The sequence below is a fragment of the Anoxybacillus sp. MB8 genome (genome assembly GCF_011006755.1).
Taxonomy (GTDB): domain Bacteria; phylum Bacillota; class Bacilli; order Bacillales; family Anoxybacillaceae; genus Anoxybacillus; species Anoxybacillus gonensis.
This window is the reverse complement of the sequence record NZ_RXXX01000027.1, coordinates 1-16,415: the sequence shown is the minus strand read 5'-3', so window position 1 is coordinate 16,415 and position 16,415 is coordinate 1. Positions and strand designations below refer to the sequence as shown.

The following is a 16,415-nucleotide window of genomic DNA, read 5'->3' as shown; positions in this document are numbered from 1 at the left end:
GGGAGATGACGATGTTAGGGAAAAAGCGTAAAATTGGACGTTTAATTTCGGACATTTCGGTCGGGGAGAAGCTCGTATTAACGGAAGCGATTGAAGATAAAGATTTATTGTTATATTTAGGGCTGACAAACGATGCGAACCCGCTTTATATTCAACATGATTATGCATCCCAAACACCGTTGAAACGTCCAATCGTACCAGCGATTATGTTAACAGGGATGATTACATCAGCTATTTCGAAATATTTACCAGGTCCAGGAAGCCATATCGTTTCCCAAACGATTGAATTTAAACGACCGGTATATCATTATGAGCACGTTGAGTTTTTATTTGAAGTAACGCATGTCGATGAAGAAAACAATGAAATTCATATTTCCGTTCGAGCGGTTCGAGATGGGGAAGAAATATTAGTTGGAGCGTTGCGTGTCGTTCCGCCATATCCGTTTATTGAAGAAAAAGCATTAGATAACTTTTAAAAGGGGCATCGCCTCTTTTTTTATTTTTATCTTTCAAAATAACTCGTTATAATAAAAATGTAACAAATTTACGTTGGTGGAGGATGGCTATGTCGAAACGTGTGTTAGTTGTCGATGATGAGCATTCGATCGTCACTCTATTAGAGTACAATTTAAAACAAGCTGGATTTACCGTATTGACGGCTTATGATGGGGAAGAAGGGCTTCATAAAGCATTGGAAGAACGACCTGATTTTATCATTCTCGATTTAATGTTACCAAAATTAGATGGCATCGAAGTATGTAAGCAATTGCGTCAACAAAAAGTGATGACCCCTATTTTAATGTTGACGGCAAAAGACGATGAGTTTGATAAAGTGCTTGGTCTTGAATTAGGTGCTGATGACTATATGACGAAGCCGTTTAGCCCACGCGAAGTTGTCGCACGTGTCAAGGCGATTTTGCGCCGAACGACTATTCATGAAAATGAAGAAAAACAAGAAAATGGTGACGATTCGCTCATTGTCGGGCAACTAAAAATTTTCCCAGATCGTTATGAGGCGTATTTTGCAGAACAAAGATTAGAATTAACTCCAAAAGAATTTGAGCTATTAGCATATTTAGCGAAATATAAAGGGCGTGTATTGACGCGCGATCAGTTACTTAGCGCCGTATGGAATTATGATTTTGCTGGAGATACGCGCATTGTTGATGTGCATATTAGCCATTTGCGTGAAAAAATCGAACAAGATACGCGAAAACCCGTATACATTAAAACAATACGCGGATTAGGGTATAAGCTAGAGGAGCCGAAAGTGGATGAATAAATTTCGCTCTCGGCTATTGCTCGGGCTCGTTTCGGTCATTTTATCTGTTTTATTTGGTCTTGGGGTGTTATTAGGTCAATTATTTCAAAAATTTTATGCGGATACCGTCCATGAACGGATGGAGAAGGAGGCCAAGCTTTTAGCTTTATATATAGAGAATAAATCGTTCCAATCCTCGTCGTTTGAGCAAAAATTGCGTGCCATTAGCGACATGCTGTCCGCTCGCATCACGATTGTTGACCGAGATGGACAGCTTATGTTTGATACAAACAATTACGTATCCATCGATGAAAAGCGTCATAAAAAATTGATTCAAACGTTATTAAAACAAGAAGATCGTTCCGTTATTTTTGAAGAAGAACAAGATTTATATTATTATGCCGTCCCATTTTGGCAGCGGGATGAGCAACTTGGGCATATTGTTCTCAGTTTGCCGATGGATGCGATCGAGCGGGTAAATGAACAAATTTGGATTTTGCTTACATTCAGCTTAAGTATTGCATTTTTCATTATTCTTTTATTAGGTATTAAAATTACAAATCAATATACAAAACCGATTGAGGCCGCAACAAAAGTGGCGATGGAACTTGCACGCGGCAATTATAAAGCGCGAACGTACGAAAGTCGAGAAGATGAAACGGGGATGCTTAGCCAGTCGCTTAATATTTTAGCGCGCAATTTACAAGAGATGGTGCGCATGCAAGAAATGCAGCAAGATCGCTTGCGAGCATTAATTGAAAATATGGGGAGCGGCTTAATTTTAATTGATCAACGTGGTTACATTTCGCTCATGAACCGCGCGTATAAGGAAATGTTTCATATTGATCCGTCCGACTACGTTCATCGTTTATATTATGAGGCGTTTCCGCATAAGGAAGTTATTTCGCTTGTCGAAGAAATATTTATGACCGAAGTAAACGTACGGAAACAATTGCTTCTTCCTGTCGGTATTGAGCGAAAACATTTTGAAGTATACGGAACACCGATTATCGGAACGAACGATGAATGGAAAGGAATTATCGTTGTGTTCCACGATATTACTGAGCTAAAAAAGCTTGAGCAAATGCGAAAAGATTTTGTAGCGAACGTTTCGCACGAACTAAAAACGCCGATTACATCGATTAAAGGTTTTGCGGAAACGTTATTAGATGGGGCAATGCATGATGCTCAAACACTTGAATATTTTTTAACGATTATTTTAAAAGAAAGCGAACGATTGCAACATTTGATTCAAGATTTGCTTGATTTATCAAAAATTGAACAACAAGGATTTACATTAAATATATCGGTTGTTGACTTGTACGACGTATTAAAAGAAGTCATTGTCATGCTTGAAGGGAAAGCGAACGATAAACAAATTGCATTATCATGCACATCGAATGCCCCGATTTGTTATATGTATGGAGATTTACATCGTTTAAAGCAAATTTTTATTAATTTAATTAATAACGCCATCGCTTATACGCCAGCAGGTGGACGCGTCACCGTTTCCATCGAAAAAGACGATAAACAATTGCATGTTCATGTCAGCGACACAGGGATTGGCATTGAACAAAAAGAAATTCCGCGCATTTTTGAACGTTTTTATCGTGTAGACAAAGCACGAAGTCGCAATTCAGGAGGGACAGGCCTTGGTTTAGCGATTGTAAAACATTTAGTGGAGGCACATCACGGAACGATTTCTGTAAAAAGTGAAGTAGGTGTAGGAACGACATTTACTGTTCATTTTCGCGTTGATGCTTGTTTAGATGAATGATTTTTTAACGATATATTTACAAACGATTTACCATATATTAAAAAAATATTGGTAAGATAACAGATGAAAACCCCTTCATCCAAGAAGCCGATTGTCTTGGAATAGGCGAGGACAACGAATGTTCTCGTCTTTTTTCTTTTTTAGCGGGTATCGTGGTAAAATAAGCGTAAGTGAATAAAGAGGAGGTTTTCGGTTTGGCAAATAAATTAGTATTGATCGACGGCAATAGCATCGCTTACCGCGCTTTTTTTGCTCTGCCGCTCTTACATAACGATAAAGGGATTCATACAAATGCGATTTACGGTTTTACGATGATGTTAATGAAGCTCATTGAAGAAGAAAAACCGACGCATATGCTCGTTGCGTTTGACGCAGGGAAAACGACATTTCGTCATGAAGTGTATACAGAATATAAAGGTGGGAGACAAAAGACGCCACCAGAACTATCAGAACAGTTTCCATTTTTACGTGAGTTGCTTGATGCATATAACATCCGCACATATGAACTTGAAAATTACGAAGCGGATGATATTATTGGGACGCTTGCGACAAAAGCGGAAAAAGAAGGATTTCACGTTGTGATTATTTCAGGAGATCGGGATTTAACTCAATTAGCGTCTGACCGTATTCATGTGCATGTGACGAAAAAAGGAATAACAGATATGGAACGATATACGCCAGAGCATGTGCTTGAAAAGTACGGATTAACGCCCGCACAAATTGTTGATTTAAAAGGGTTAATGGGGGATGCATCAGATAATATCCCGGGTGTTCCGGGAGTCGGAGAAAAGACAGCGTTAAAGTTGTTAAAGGAGTACGGAACAGTTGAACACGTACTAGCATCACTTGAACATATTTCAGGAAAAAAACTAAAAGAGAATTTACAAACGTATCGTGAACAAGCGCTACTAAGTAAGCAGTTAGCGACCATTCATCGCGACGTTCCGCTCACACTATCGCTCGATGAATTAGCATGGCAGTCATATGATGTCGAACGACTGGCAGCATTGTTTCAAGAGCTAGGTTTTACGTCGCTCATGGATAAAATTGGACATTCTTCACATGAACAACGATCGTTAACGAACATCTCTTTCGTAACGGTACAAACGATTGACGAGCACATGTTGACGGAAGATAGCGCCCTTGTTGTCGAAGTGCTTGATGAAAATTATCATCAAGCACCGATTCTCGGATTTGCACTTGTGAATGAGCGAGGACATTTTTTTATCCCGACAGACGTTGCTTTTGCATCTTCTGTATTTCGAGCATGGCTTGAGAATGAGCAATGTAAAAAAAGTGTGTTTGACGCGAAACGAGCAATTGTTGCGCTAAAGTGGCACGGCATTGAATTAAAAGGAATCGATTTTGATTTATTATTAGCGGCATACTTGCTCAATCCGACAGATGCAAACGGGGATATCGCAGCTGTTGCAAAAACGAAGCAATATACAGACGTACAAAGCGATGAAGAGGTGTACGGAAAAGGGGCAAAACAGACGGTTCCGCCGACAAATGTATTAGCTGAACATCTCGTACGAAAGGCAAAAGCGATTGCTTCTCTAAAAGAAACATATATTCATGAACTAAAACAAAATGAACAATTTGAATTGCTTATTCACTTAGAGTTACCACTTACGTTCATTTTGGCGCAAATGGAGTTTTACGGTGTAAAGGTGGATGTGAATTGCTTACAAAACATGGGGAGAGAGTTCACCGCTCAGCTCCAACAAATTGAGCAACGCATTTATGAATTAGCAGGAACAACGTTTAACATTAATTCCCCAAAACAACTTGGAACGATTTTGTTTGAGAAATTACAGTTGCCGATTGTGAAAAAAACGAAAACAGGTTATTCCACATCGGCGGATGTTTTAGAAAAATTAGCGCCATACCATGAAATCATTGAGCAAATTTTACATTATCGTCAACTCGGAAAATTACAATCGACGTATGTAGAAGGATTAATGAAAGTAGTGCGCCAAGATACAGGAAAAGTGCATACCATTTTCCAACAAGCATTGACGCAAACAGGGCGCTTAAGTTCAACGGAGCCTAATTTACAAAACATTCCGATTCGCATTGAAGAAGGAAGAAAAATTCGTCAAGCGTTCGTCCCATCTTTTGATGACTGGGTCATTTTTGCGGCTGACTATTCGCAAATTGAGTTGCGCGTGTTAGCCCATATTGCCAATGACGAAAATTTAATTGCCGCATTTCATCATGATCTCGACATTCATACGAAAACGGCGATGGACATTTTTCATGTAAAGGAAGAAGAAGTGACCGCACATATGCGCCGGCAAGCGAAGGCGGTCAATTTTGGTATCGTTTACGGAATTAGCGACTACGGATTGTCGCAAAACTTAGGCATTACACGCAAAGAAGCAGCGGAATTTATTGAGCGATATTTTCAAAGCTATCCAGGTGTCAAACGATATATGGAAGAAATTGTACAAGATGCAAAACAAAAAGGATATGTCACGACGTTGCTCCACCGTCGTCGCTATTTACCGGATATTACAAGCAGCAACTTTAATATGCGTAGCTTTGCTGAGCGAACAGCGATGAACACACCAATTCAAGGAAGCGCTGCCGATATTATTAAAAAAGCGATGATTGATTTAGCGACACGTTTACATGAAGAACGGTTACAAGCGCGTCTATTATTGCAAGTACATGACGAACTGATTTTAGAGGCCCCAAAAGAGGAAATTGATTTGTTGAAAAAAATTGTCCCAGATGTGATGGAAAATGCAGTGTCATTACGTGTTCCATTAAAGGTCGATTACCACTTTGGACCGACGTGGTATGATGCGAAGTAAGGAAAGGATGAACAAACATGCCAGAACTCCCTGAAGTGGAAACGGTGCGGCGCACGCTTCTTCCGCTTGTTGTTGGCAAAACGATTGAACGTGTAAAAGTACATTGGGAAAAGATCGTCCAACATCCTGACGTAGAAACATTTTGCGATCGATTAAAAGGACAGACGATTTACGATATTGAGCGACGGGGGAAATTTTTAATTTTTCAATTGGACGATGTTGTTCTAGTTTCCCATTTACGTATGGAAGGACGCTACATATACGAAAAAGAAAATGCCCCATTCGATCGCCATACGCACATCTTTTTTACATTTACAGATCGTACCGAACTTCGTTATCGCGATGTGCGTAAATTTGGAACGATGCATTTGTTCAATAAAGGGGAAAACGTTCCACCTTTATCAAACATCGGCATCGAGCCGCTTGACGAACAGTTTACTGTTTTATGGCTTACCGATCAGCTTCAACGAACAAAGCGAACAATAAAAGCGGTATTGCTTGATCAAACGATCGTTGCAGGGTTAGGAAATATTTATGTTGACGAAGTGTTATTTCGTTCGTCCATTCATCCAGAACGTATCGCAACTACGTTAACGGAGCAAGAAATAGAAGCGTTACATGAAGCAATCGTTGAAACGATACGGGAAGCGATTGAAAAAGGGGGAAGTACGGTTCGAACGTACGTCAATACGCAAGGGAAAATCGGAACATTTCAAACGCAATTGTACGTATATGGGCGTGTAAATAAGCCGTGTCGGCGATGCGGGGAGCCCATTGTCAAAACAACGGTCGCAAATCGCGGTACGCATTATTGTAAACATTGTCAAACATAGTGTAAGAACATTGCCTAGGCCTCTTCCATATACTATGGTAGTTTTTCAAAGGAAGGGGCAGGCGCTTATGATCACATGGTCTTTATTTTTACTTGCTTTAGCTGTTAGCATCGACGGTTTGACTGTCGGGATTACGTACGGTATGCGGAATGTACATATTCCGCTTCGGTCATTGCTCATTATTTCGCTTTTTTCGTGCCTGACTTTTTTAGTGGCGATGGGCATTGGGCGCATCATGTATGTGTTTTTTTCACCTGCTGTTGCGAACGCAATGGGTGGAAGTATATTGATCGTATTAGGGTTATGGATGATCATTCAATTTATCCTTAAACGAGACGACAATGAAGAAAAGTTTCTCATGAATGTAGAAATTCGTCCGCTCGGTATTGTTATTCAAATTTTACGCAAGCCAACGATGGCTGATTTTGACCGGTCAGGTACGATTACAGGAATGGAAGCCGTATTTTTAGGTGTTGCTTTGTCTCTTGATGCGTTTGGGGCAGGAGTGAGCGCAGCGCTTTTAAATTATTCTGTAACGTTTACGACATTTCTCATTTGTTTGCTTAGCTTTAGCTTCTTATTTAGCGGTTTAAAAATTGGTAAGTCGTTTAGGAAGTATGACTGGCTACAAAAATATTCGTTTTTACCTGGAATTATGCTCATTGTGCTTGGTATTTTTAAAATGAGATAGGGGGGATAGTAAGTGTTAACGATCGGTTTAACAGGGGGGATTGCGAGCGGAAAAAGCACGGTCGCGGCGATGTTTCGCGACTTACATATTCCTGTTATTGATGCAGATGAAATCGCTCATCGTGTCACAGCAATCAATGGTGAAGCGTATAAACCTATTGTTGAAGCGTTCGGCCGCGACATTTTGGATGCAAACGGAGCGATTGATCGCCGCAAACTCGGTACGATCGTGTTTGATGATGAACAAAAGCGAAAACAGTTAAATGCCATCGTTCATCCGCTTGTGCGCAAACATATGCTACAACAAAAAGAACAATATGCGAAACAAAAGGAAAAGGCAGTTGTTCTCGATATTCCTCTTTTATTTGAAAGTAAATTAGAGCATCTGGTTGATCGCATTCTCGTTGTATATGTCGATGAACAAACTCAGCTTCATCGTCTTTGTGAGCGCAATGGCTTTTCGGTTGAAGAAGCACGGGCTCGCATGAAGGCACAAATGCCGCTTGAAGAAAAAAGAAAGAAAGCCGATGCAGTGATCGATAATAACGGAACGATAGAAGAAACGAAACGACAATTACATGCATGTTTAGTACGTTGGGGTGTTCTTGGAAAATAGGACGCCCTTTTTTTATTTTTTTATAGCATAAACAAACTAAAAGTGTTATACTATTTTTGTAGATAACGAACAAATAGTATAACATATATATTGAAAGGAGCTATATAATGAAAGCGAGAGTAGCGATTAACGGATTCGGACGCATTGGACGGATGGTGTTCCGAAAAGCGATAATTGAACAAGATTTTGATATTGTAGCGATTAATGCGAGCTATCCGCCTGAAACGTTAGCTCATTTAATAAAATATGATTCAAACCATGGCAAATTTGAAGGGGAAGTCATTCCGGTTGAAGATGGACTTATTGTGAATGGGAAAAAAGTACAGTTGCTCAATTCCCGCGATCCACGCCTACTGCCATGGGGAGAGCTTCAAATCGATATTGTCATTGAGGCGACAGGAAAGTTTAATGCAAAAGAGAAAGCAATGATGCACATCGAAGCAGGGGCGAAACGCGTCATTTTAACAGCGCCAGGAAAAGATGAAGATGTAACAATTGTCATCGGTGTAAATGAACATATGCTTTCTCCAGAACATATCATTATTTCAAATGCTTCATGCACAACAAATTGTTTAGCTCCGGTTGTAAAAGTGCTTGATGAAGCATTCGGCATTGAAAATGGGTTGATGACAACTGTGCATGCATATACAAACGATCAAAAAAATATTGATAATCCGCATAAAGATTTACGCCGTGCCCGTTCGTGTGCACAATCGATCATTCCAACAACGACAGGTGCAGCGAAAGCGTTGGCGCTCGTATTGCCACATTTAAAAGGAAAAATGCACGGCATGGCATTGCGCGTTCCAACGCCAAATGTTTCGCTTGTTGATGTCGTTGTCGATGTAAAAAAAGATGTAACGGTCGATGAAGTAAACGAAGCATTTATGCAAGCAGCACGTGGATCGTTAAAAGGCATTTTAGACGTGACGATGGAACCGCTCGTATCGATTGATTTTAATACGAATCCGCACTCTGCTATTGTCGATGGATTATCAACGATGGTAATCGAAAATCGGAAAGTAAAAGTATTAGCATGGTATGATAATGAATGGGGTTATTCGTGCCGGGTTGTTGATTTAACAAAGCTTGTTGCAAAACAGTTGTCAAAAAACGAAGCGGTTGCGATGTCATAACGCTGGCATTCCAGCGTTATTTTTTATGCCTAATTTCATAAAAAACAAAAAACAATATTGAAAAAAAGATATAAACGAAGTATACTATTTTTCGTGAACTTCTTGAACGCATGGTAATGTGACTACTTAAAGGGTTAGGACCTCTTTGGACTAACTTTCCCCCGTGGTAGTTATACATTCCAGAAAGCAAAAGAAATTCATCGTTTATTTTTTTCAAAATTTATTAAAGGGGGATACGATCATGGATACAATGGGTCGTCACGTTATCTCAGAACTTTGGGGATGCGATTTTGATAAGTTGAATGACATCGAGTTTATTGAAAAAACATTTGTTGATGCAGCGTTAAAGTCAGGTGCGGAAATTCGTGAAGTTGCATTTCATAAATTTGCACCACAAGGCGTTAGCGGCGTTGTGATCATTTCTGAATCACATTTAACGATTCACAGTTTTCCTGAACACGGATATGCGAGTATTGATGTGTACACATGTGGACATTTAGATCCAACGATTGCTGCTGACTATATTGCAGAAGCGTTAGGTGCGCAAACACGTGAAACAATTGAATTACCTCGTGGCATGGGTCCGATTGAAATTAAACAAGCAAAAGCTTTATAATAAAGTGTAAGAGGAAAAGAGGTGTAGATTCTGCACCTCTTTTTTATCATTCGTTGAAAAGTGAGGCGACGACAGGTGAAATGGAAATACGTATTAACGAATCATAATGAAACATCGGAACGTCATCCGGATGAGCAGTTGAAAAGCCGTTATTATAAAACGACGCAAGCGGCTGCATTAAAAGAAGTGAAACAATTGTTCGAGCAAATGGACGGCTATCATATTGTGGCAATCTCAGAAGAAAGAGGAGAAATGAGCGTATCGCTTACGAAAGGAAAAAAAGCATTTATCGTCGTCACAGTCATTTCTGTTCGACCGTTCGAAACAGCTATTGATTTTTCTGTGACGACAGAAACAAAGTGGTTGCCAATCGACTTTGGATTTAGCCGTCAACTTATTATTCGTTTATATGATCAATTAGCTAAACGATTAACATACATCGGATCGGGAATATATAGTGAGAAGTAGTTGTGCATGCGCCTTTTTTTGTCTACTATAAGGGTAAGATTACTGTCAGGAGTTGATACATATGAAATGCCCATCGTGTCACCATCATGGGACGCGGGTACTTGATTCGCGTCCAGTTGATGAAGGGCGTTCCATTCGCCGTCGGCGCGAATGTGAACGTTGCCATTTTCGTTTTACAACGTTTGAGAAAGTCGAAGAAACACCGTTAATTGTCGTGAAAAAAGAAGGAACGAGAGAAGAATTTAGTCGTGAAAAAATATTGCGCGGGCTGATTAAAGCATGTGAGAAGCGGCCGGTTGCCCTTGAACAATTAGAGCAAGTGACGCAGCAAATTGAGCGAGAATTGCGTAATAGCGGCATAAATGAAGTAAAAAGTGAAACGATCGGCGAAATGGTAATGGAAAGATTATCAAAAATTGATGAAGTCGCTTACGTTCGTTTTGCCTCTGTATATCGACAGTTTAAAGATTTAAACGTCTTTATTGAAGAATTAAAAGAGCTCATTAAAAAAGAACAAGGAGAAAGGGCATAATGTGCTCTTTTTCATATGAAGAAGGTCGATAAGATGGAATATAGTTGGAAAGAGTTAATTGCGGTCGACCGATATATTGTACATGCGAACGGAATTTTAAGCGAATTAGACCGAAAAGTATTGACACTTTTATATCAACCTTTAATTGGTGCTCAAGCGTATAGCTTATATATGACGTTATGGAGCGAACTTGAGCAGGCGCGTTTATGGAGCGAGGAGACGACACATCATAGTTTAATGGCGATTATGCAATGTAGTTTGCCAATGATATATGCCGAGCGTTTAAAACTAGAAGGAATCGGGTTGTTAAATACGTACATGAAACGAACGAATGAAGACGATGAACGGGTATTTATTTATGAGCTACTTCTTCCGCTTACACCAGAACAATTTTTCAACGATGGGGTTTTAAATGTATTTTTGTATGATCGTGTCGGAAAAACAAAATTTCAAAAGCTGAAAAAGTTTTTTTCCGATCGTGCCATTGATCGTACGTCATTTACACCGATCACCCGCTCATTTCACGATGTCTTTTCATCCATCCAACCTGAAAAAATGATTCATAAATTAAGTGATGAAGCGAAACAAGAAGTGATGCTTCAAGATGGACAGCAGTATATAGGAAAAGAACGAGCGATATATAAGATGCAAGATGATATATTTGACTTCGATGCCTTTTACGCTGGACTATCTCATCACCTCGTACCACGACGTGCGATTACTGAAAAAGTAAAAGATGCAATTAAAAAGCTTTCTTTTCTGTATGGGATTGGTCCTCTTGATATGCAAAAAATTGTGATGGCCGTCATCGATCCCGCTGAACAAATTGATATTGAAGCATTACGAAAAGCAGCGCAAGAATGGTATCAATTTGAACGCGGTGAAGCGCTTCCGCGTCTATATGATCGTGTACAACCGTTAGCAGAGCGAACGATGGCACATGCCGAACCAAAAAATGAAGAAGAATATTTAATGAAACAGCTTGAAACCGTTTCGCCGAGACAATTGCTTATGGATTTTTCTGGTGGGGTTGAACCGGCGTTAGCTGATTTACAGTTGATTGAAGACATTATGTTTAAACAAAAATTGCCGCCAGGTGTCATGAACGTGCTCATTTACTACGTCATGCTGCGGACAGATATGAAGTTGCCGAAAAAATATGTTGAAAAAATTGCGAGTTCATGGGCGCGAAAAAAGGTACGTACGGTGAAACAAGCGATGGAATTGGCGAAAAAAGAGGCGCGAGAATATGAAACATTTATGAAAGAAAAAGAACAAAAAGGCTCTAAAAAACCGATTCGTACCGAACTGTTGCCAGATTGGCTGCAGACGGACTATTCACAATTTGAGCGAAAACAAGTGAAATCAGAAGAAGAGTTAGAACAAAAACGGCGCGAGTTGGAAGAACGGTTAAAAAAACCGAAAAGTTAGGGGATAAACGATGAAACCAATTCGGGAAACCATTCACCATTTGATGAATCGTCACGATTTTAAAGAACGATATGAGGCGATGAAGCGCGACATTTTACGTGATCCTCATGTTCAAACATTTTTGCGTGGTCATCACGTGACGGATGCGATGTTAAATCGTCATCTCGGTAAATTGTACGAGTTTGTGCAACAAAGCAAGCATTGTGAACGTTGCCAAAGCTTAGAACAATGTCCGAACTTACTGAAAGGTTATACGCCTCATTTAATTTGGCAAGGGAAAAACATTGACGTGCAATATGAGCGGTGTGCTCGTAAAGTGCAAGATGATGAACGAAAAAAACAACAGTCGCTTATTCGTAGTTTATTTATTCCGCGCGATATGTTGCAAGCATCGTTTGATCAGCTAGAAACGGACGATCTTGGGCGAATTGAAGCGATCGAGCTTGCGAACACGTTTGCATCGACATACGAAATAGGCAAACGAATGAAAGGGCTATATTTATACGGATCGTTTGGCGTCGGAAAAACATATTTGTTAGCAGCGATGGCAAATGAGTTAGCACAAAGGCACATCGCTTCATTTCTCGTGTACGTACCAGAGTTTGTTCGCTCGTTGAAATCATCGCTTCAAACCGATGCATTTCAAGATACGATTGAATATGCAAAGCAAGTACCTGTCCTTATGCTCGATGATTTAGGAGCAGAATTAATGTCAAGTTGGTGGCGCGATGAGGTGCTCGGTCCGATTTTACAATATCGCATGCTTGAGCATTTGCCGACATGTTTTACATCAAATTTTGATTTAAAACGTCTGACGCATCACCTTGCTCACTCGCAGCGAGGTGAAGAAGAACAAGTAAAAGCGGCACGAATTATCGAACGAATTATTTATTTAGCTACTCCGATCGAAATGACAGGAAAAAATCGCCGAATCGAAATGTGATAAACAAACGGTGTTCCCCATATATATAAAACAAGCATGTTTCGGGAAAAGGGGGGGCACCGTTGATTTATATCGTATTTCAAAATGGACAAGATGCACAACGACTATTTGAACAATTAAGTAAAGCACCGCAACCATATGGGAAGTTGCTTTATGATGACAAGACGATTACCGTTTTCTTTCATGAACAGAATGTTGCGCATATGCGCGCATTGTTCATTCCTATTTTTTCTTCATGCATCATTCGAGCATTTGAAACACGTTGGATTTTATCGATCATTTCCCGCACGTTTTTTTATGAAAACGAAGAAGAGCAACAACAAATTTTACAGCTTACATATTCGTTTATTGACGGGGAAAGGCACGATTATCGTCTCGGAAAGAAAATAAATGTACCGCGTGAGCAACTAATTGCTCAATCGTTGCATGAATGTTTGCAGGAAGGGGTGTTTTCATTCGAGTCGCTTATCACTTTTCGCTTAAAGCCGTATTATGATCGGCTTATGCATTATGTGGAATTAGCGATTGACGAATACAAATTAGAACAAGAATACCAAACTTTCGTTCAACTGTTGCGCGAAATTGTGGCGTCGCGCCAGCCGAAAATGAGCGTCCTTCATTTAGTATACGAAAACGAAACGTTTCAATTTTTCGATGACCATTTTTTTTACTTGTCACCTCATCAACTAAAGCAGTTTATTGACCGTCGATTGATGGTGAGTCAGCCGATGTACATTGATACATCTGTGTTAGCGCCGCTCGTATCGATAGCACCAGAAAAAATATATATGTATACAAATGTGACAGATGTCGGAATGATTCAAACGATTCAAAATGTGTTTCAAGAGCGCATCGAGCTACGAACACCTCTTGATTTTCCAAAAAAATATGCTTATAATGACATACATAGTGAATAAAGCAAAAAGTGATGATGAGGACATGGGTGTATTTTTACGGTTCACAGAGAGGGAAGGCATAGGCTGAAACCTTCCTAACACGGAAAATGCACTTACCACCTCTAAACTTCAGCAGTGAACAATGGGACGATTGCCCGTTTAGTAATTGCTGACGGTTTACGCCGTTATCGAGATGAAGCCGTTTATACGCTCGCTTTATGTTCGTATAGACGGGAAGAAGGGTGGAACCACGAAACCAACTCGTCCCTCGTTTTTGGGACGAGTTTTTTTATTTTTTAAAAAAGGAGTGAGCAGCTTTGGTGGATGTAGTAAAAATTACATTTCCAGATGGAGCAGTGAAGGAGTTTCCGAAAGGAGTGACAACGGAAGATATTGCAGCGTCCATTAGCCCAGGACTGAAGAAAAAAGCAATTGCAGGAAAGCTAAACGATCGCATGATCGATTTGCGTACACCGATTGAAGAAGACGGCGCCATTTCGATTATTACGCAAGATATGCCAGAAGCGCTTGACATTTTACGTCATAGCACAGCGCATTTAATGGCACAAGCGATTAAACGATTGTACAAAGATGTGAAGCTTGGCGTTGGCCCTGTCATTGAAAACGGCTTTTACTATGATATTGATGTTGACGTACCAATTACAGCAGAAGACTTACCGAAAATTGAACAAGAAATGAAAAAAATTGTGAAAGAAAACTTAGATATCGTTCGCCAAGAAGTGAGTCGCGAAGAGGCAATTCGTCGCTATACAGAAATGGGCGATCATTTAAAAATTGAACTTATTCACGACATTCCAGAGGGAGAAGTCGTTTCCATTTACGAACAAGGCGAATTTTTCGACCTTTGCCGCGGAGTGCACGTCCCATCAACAGGAAAAATTAAAGAGTTTAAACTGTTAAGCGTGGCAGGTGCATACTGGCGTGGTGACAGTAAAAATAAAATGTTGCAACGCATTTACGGTACAGCCTTTTTCAAAAAAGAAGATTTAGATGAATATTTACGTCTTTTACAAGAAGCGAAAGAGCGCGATCATCGCAAGCTCGGAAAAGAGCTCGACTTATTTATGACATCGCAAAAAGTAGGACAAGGATTGCCGCTTTGGCTTCCAAAAGGTGCAACTATTCGCCGAACAATTGAGCGTTATATCGTCGATAAAGAGCTGTCGCTTGGCTATCAACACGTATATACACCAGTGCTAGGTAGCGTCGAGTTATATAAAACGTCTGGTCATTGGGATCACTATAAGGATGGAATGTTTCCGCCAATGGAAATGGATAATGAACAGCTCGTCTTACGTCCGATGAACTGCCCACATCATATGATGGTGTATAAACATAAAATTCATAGCTATCGCGAGTTGCCAATTCGTATCGCAGAGCTCGGTACGATGCATCGTTACGAAATGTCAGGTGCGCTTACAGGATTGCAACGCGTTCGTGGAATGACATTGAATGATGCGCATATTTTCGTTCGCCCAGATCAAATTAAAGACGAGTTTAAGCGCGTCGTTAATTTAATTTTAGATGTATATAAAGATTTCGGTTTAACGAACTATTCGTTCCGTCTGTCGTATCGCGATCCGCAAGATAAAGAAAAATATTATGATGACGATGCGATGTGGGAAAAAGCGCAAAGCATGTTAAAAGAGGCGATGGACGAGCTCGGACTTGACTATTACGAAGCAGAAGGAGAAGCTGCGTTTTACGGTCCAAAACTAGACGTTCAAGTACGAACAGCGCTTGGAAAAGATGAAACGTTATCTACGGTTCAACTTGATTTCTTGTTACCGGAACGTTTTGACTTAACATATATCGGTGAAGACGGAAAACCGCATCGTCCGGTTGTCATCCATCGCGGTGTCGTATCAACGATGGAACGTTTCGTTGCCTTTTTAATTGAGGAGTATAAAGGGGCGTTCCCGACATGGTTAGCGCCTGTACAAGTACAAGTTATTCCTGTTTCCCCAGCTGTTCATATGGATTATGCGTATGAAGTAAAACATGCGTTACAAGCGGCAGGCATTCGTGTTGAAGTCGATGAGCGTGAAGAAAAAATCGGTTATAAAATTCGCGAAGCACAAATGCAAAAAATTCCGTACATGCTCGTTGTCGGCGATAATGAAGTAAATGAACGGGCAGTGAACGTGCGAAAATATGGCGAACAAAAAAGCGAAACGATGCCGCTTGATGCGTTCGTTGACTCTATCGTAAAAGAAGTGCGTAAATAAATAGTTGCATTTTCTCTTTATGTTTGTTATAGTTTTATTTGTTGTGATCAATTGGTATGAGTAAAATGTTTGTGGGAGAAAAAAAGACAGGTTCCTGATTTGGTATAATCAGGAACCTTTCCGATATGTAAGTAAAATAGATGAA

At 40.1% G+C, this 16,415-nt stretch carries 15 protein-coding genes; all 15 read left to right on the top strand.

Going from position 1 to position 16,415, the window contains the following annotated elements; genetic code table 11:
- Positions 1 to 5 precede the first annotated feature (5 nt).
- A complete protein-coding gene (locus tag EKC99_RS10155; RefSeq protein WP_163151760.1) occupies positions 6 to 476 on the top strand; it encodes a MaoC/PaaZ C-terminal domain-containing protein in 471 nt (156 codons plus the stop codon).
- An 89-nt stretch (positions 477 to 565) separates the two neighbouring features.
- Complete coding sequence (locus EKC99_RS10150) at positions 566 to 1,282, top strand: response regulator transcription factor (RefSeq protein ID WP_021093791.1); 717 nt, start codon at positions 566 to 568, stop codon at positions 1,280 to 1,282.
- The gene (gene pnpS / locus EKC99_RS10145) at positions 1,275 to 3,038 is read left to right on the top strand and encodes a two-component system histidine kinase PnpS (RefSeq protein WP_163151758.1); all 1,764 of its coding nucleotides are present in this window, start codon (positions 1,275 to 1,277) and stop codon (positions 3,036 to 3,038) included. Before EKC99_RS10150 ends, pnpS begins: the two co-directional genes overlap by 8 nt.
- A 194-nt stretch (positions 3,039 to 3,232) precedes the next feature.
- Entirely contained in the window at positions 3,233 to 5,860 is a 2,628-nt protein-coding gene (gene polA / locus EKC99_RS10140; protein ID WP_021093793.1) for a DNA polymerase I, read from the top strand.
- A gap of 17 nt (positions 5,861 to 5,877) precedes the next feature.
- On the top strand, positions 5,878 to 6,693 hold the full coding sequence (gene mutM / locus EKC99_RS10135) for a DNA-formamidopyrimidine glycosylase (protein ID WP_021093794.1): 816 nt from the start codon (positions 5,878 to 5,880) through the stop codon (positions 6,691 to 6,693).
- A gap of 67 nt (positions 6,694 to 6,760) precedes the next feature.
- The gene (gene ytaF, locus EKC99_RS10130) at positions 6,761 to 7,384 is read left to right on the top strand and encodes a sporulation membrane protein YtaF (RefSeq protein ID WP_042894966.1); all 624 of its coding nucleotides are present in this window, start codon (positions 6,761 to 6,763) and stop codon (positions 7,382 to 7,384) included.
- Positions 7,385 to 7,396: 12 nt separating this feature from the next.
- A complete protein-coding gene (gene coaE, locus EKC99_RS10125) occupies positions 7,397 to 7,999 on the top strand; it encodes a dephospho-CoA kinase (RefSeq protein WP_085788297.1) in 603 nt (200 codons plus the stop codon).
- A gap of 107 nt (positions 8,000 to 8,106) precedes the next feature.
- A complete protein-coding gene (locus tag EKC99_RS10120; RefSeq protein ID WP_035048760.1) occupies positions 8,107 to 9,135 on the top strand; it encodes a glyceraldehyde-3-phosphate dehydrogenase in 1,029 nt (342 codons plus the stop codon).
- Between the two features lie 241 nt (positions 9,136 to 9,376).
- Positions 9,377 to 9,751 carry an adenosylmethionine decarboxylase gene (speD, locus tag EKC99_RS10115; RefSeq protein WP_003397846.1) on the top strand — a complete coding sequence of 125 codons (375 nt, stop codon included), beginning with the start codon at positions 9,377 to 9,379 and terminating at the stop codon, positions 9,749 to 9,751.
- 75 nt (positions 9,752 to 9,826) lie between these two features.
- A complete protein-coding gene (locus EKC99_RS10110) occupies positions 9,827 to 10,219 on the top strand; it encodes a hypothetical protein (protein ID WP_021093798.1) in 393 nt (130 codons plus the stop codon).
- 61 nt (positions 10,220 to 10,280) lie between these two features.
- Entirely contained in the window at positions 10,281 to 10,751 is a 471-nt protein-coding gene (gene nrdR, locus EKC99_RS10105; protein WP_009361824.1) for a transcriptional regulator NrdR, read from the top strand.
- Positions 10,752 to 10,784: 33 nt separating this feature from the next.
- Positions 10,785 to 12,182 (top strand): replication initiation and membrane attachment family protein, encoded by a 1,398-nt coding sequence (locus EKC99_RS10100; protein WP_163151756.1) that lies wholly within the window; start codon positions 10,785 to 10,787, stop codon positions 12,180 to 12,182.
- A gap of 10 nt (positions 12,183 to 12,192) precedes the next feature.
- A complete protein-coding gene (dnaI, locus tag EKC99_RS10095; protein ID WP_163151754.1) occupies positions 12,193 to 13,125 on the top strand; it encodes a primosomal protein DnaI in 933 nt (310 codons plus the stop codon).
- A gap of 62 nt (positions 13,126 to 13,187) precedes the next feature.
- The gene (gene ytxC, locus EKC99_RS10090; protein WP_042534772.1) at positions 13,188 to 14,042 is read left to right on the top strand and encodes a putative sporulation protein YtxC; all 855 of its coding nucleotides are present in this window, start codon (positions 13,188 to 13,190) and stop codon (positions 14,040 to 14,042) included.
- A 296-nt stretch (positions 14,043 to 14,338) separates the two neighbouring features.
- The gene (gene thrS / locus EKC99_RS10085) at positions 14,339 to 16,270 is read left to right on the top strand and encodes a threonine--tRNA ligase (RefSeq protein ID WP_163151751.1); all 1,932 of its coding nucleotides are present in this window, start codon (positions 14,339 to 14,341) and stop codon (positions 16,268 to 16,270) included.
- The last annotated feature ends 145 nt before the right edge of the window (positions 16,271 to 16,415 follow it).

Bases quoted from the DNA above. Each gene is read 5' to 3' on its own strand.
- pnpS (WP_163151758.1), top strand. From the start codon at position 1,275: ATGAATAAATTTCGCTCTCGGCTATTGCTCGGGCTCGTTTCGGTCATT.
- speD (WP_003397846.1), top strand. From the start codon at position 9,377: ATGGATACAATGGGTCGTCACGTTATCTCAGAACTTTGGGGATGCGAT.
- ytaF (WP_042894966.1), top strand. From the start codon at position 6,761: ATGATCACATGGTCTTTATTTTTACTTGCTTTAGCTGTTAGCATCGAC.
- dnaI (WP_163151754.1), top strand. From the start codon at position 12,193: ATGAAACCAATTCGGGAAACCATTCACCATTTGATGAATCGTCACGAT.
- EKC99_RS10120 (WP_035048760.1), top strand. From the start codon at position 8,107: ATGAAAGCGAGAGTAGCGATTAACGGATTCGGACGCATTGGACGGATG.
- EKC99_RS10100 (WP_163151756.1), top strand. From the start codon at position 10,785: ATGGAATATAGTTGGAAAGAGTTAATTGCGGTCGACCGATATATTGTA.
- EKC99_RS10155 (WP_163151760.1), top strand. From the start codon at position 6: ATGACGATGTTAGGGAAAAAGCGTAAAATTGGACGTTTAATTTCGGAC.
- nrdR (WP_009361824.1), top strand. From the start codon at position 10,281: ATGAAATGCCCATCGTGTCACCATCATGGGACGCGGGTACTTGATTCG.
- mutM (WP_021093794.1), top strand. From the start codon at position 5,878: ATGCCAGAACTCCCTGAAGTGGAAACGGTGCGGCGCACGCTTCTTCCG.
- EKC99_RS10150 (WP_021093791.1), top strand. From the start codon at position 566: ATGTCGAAACGTGTGTTAGTTGTCGATGATGAGCATTCGATCGTCACT.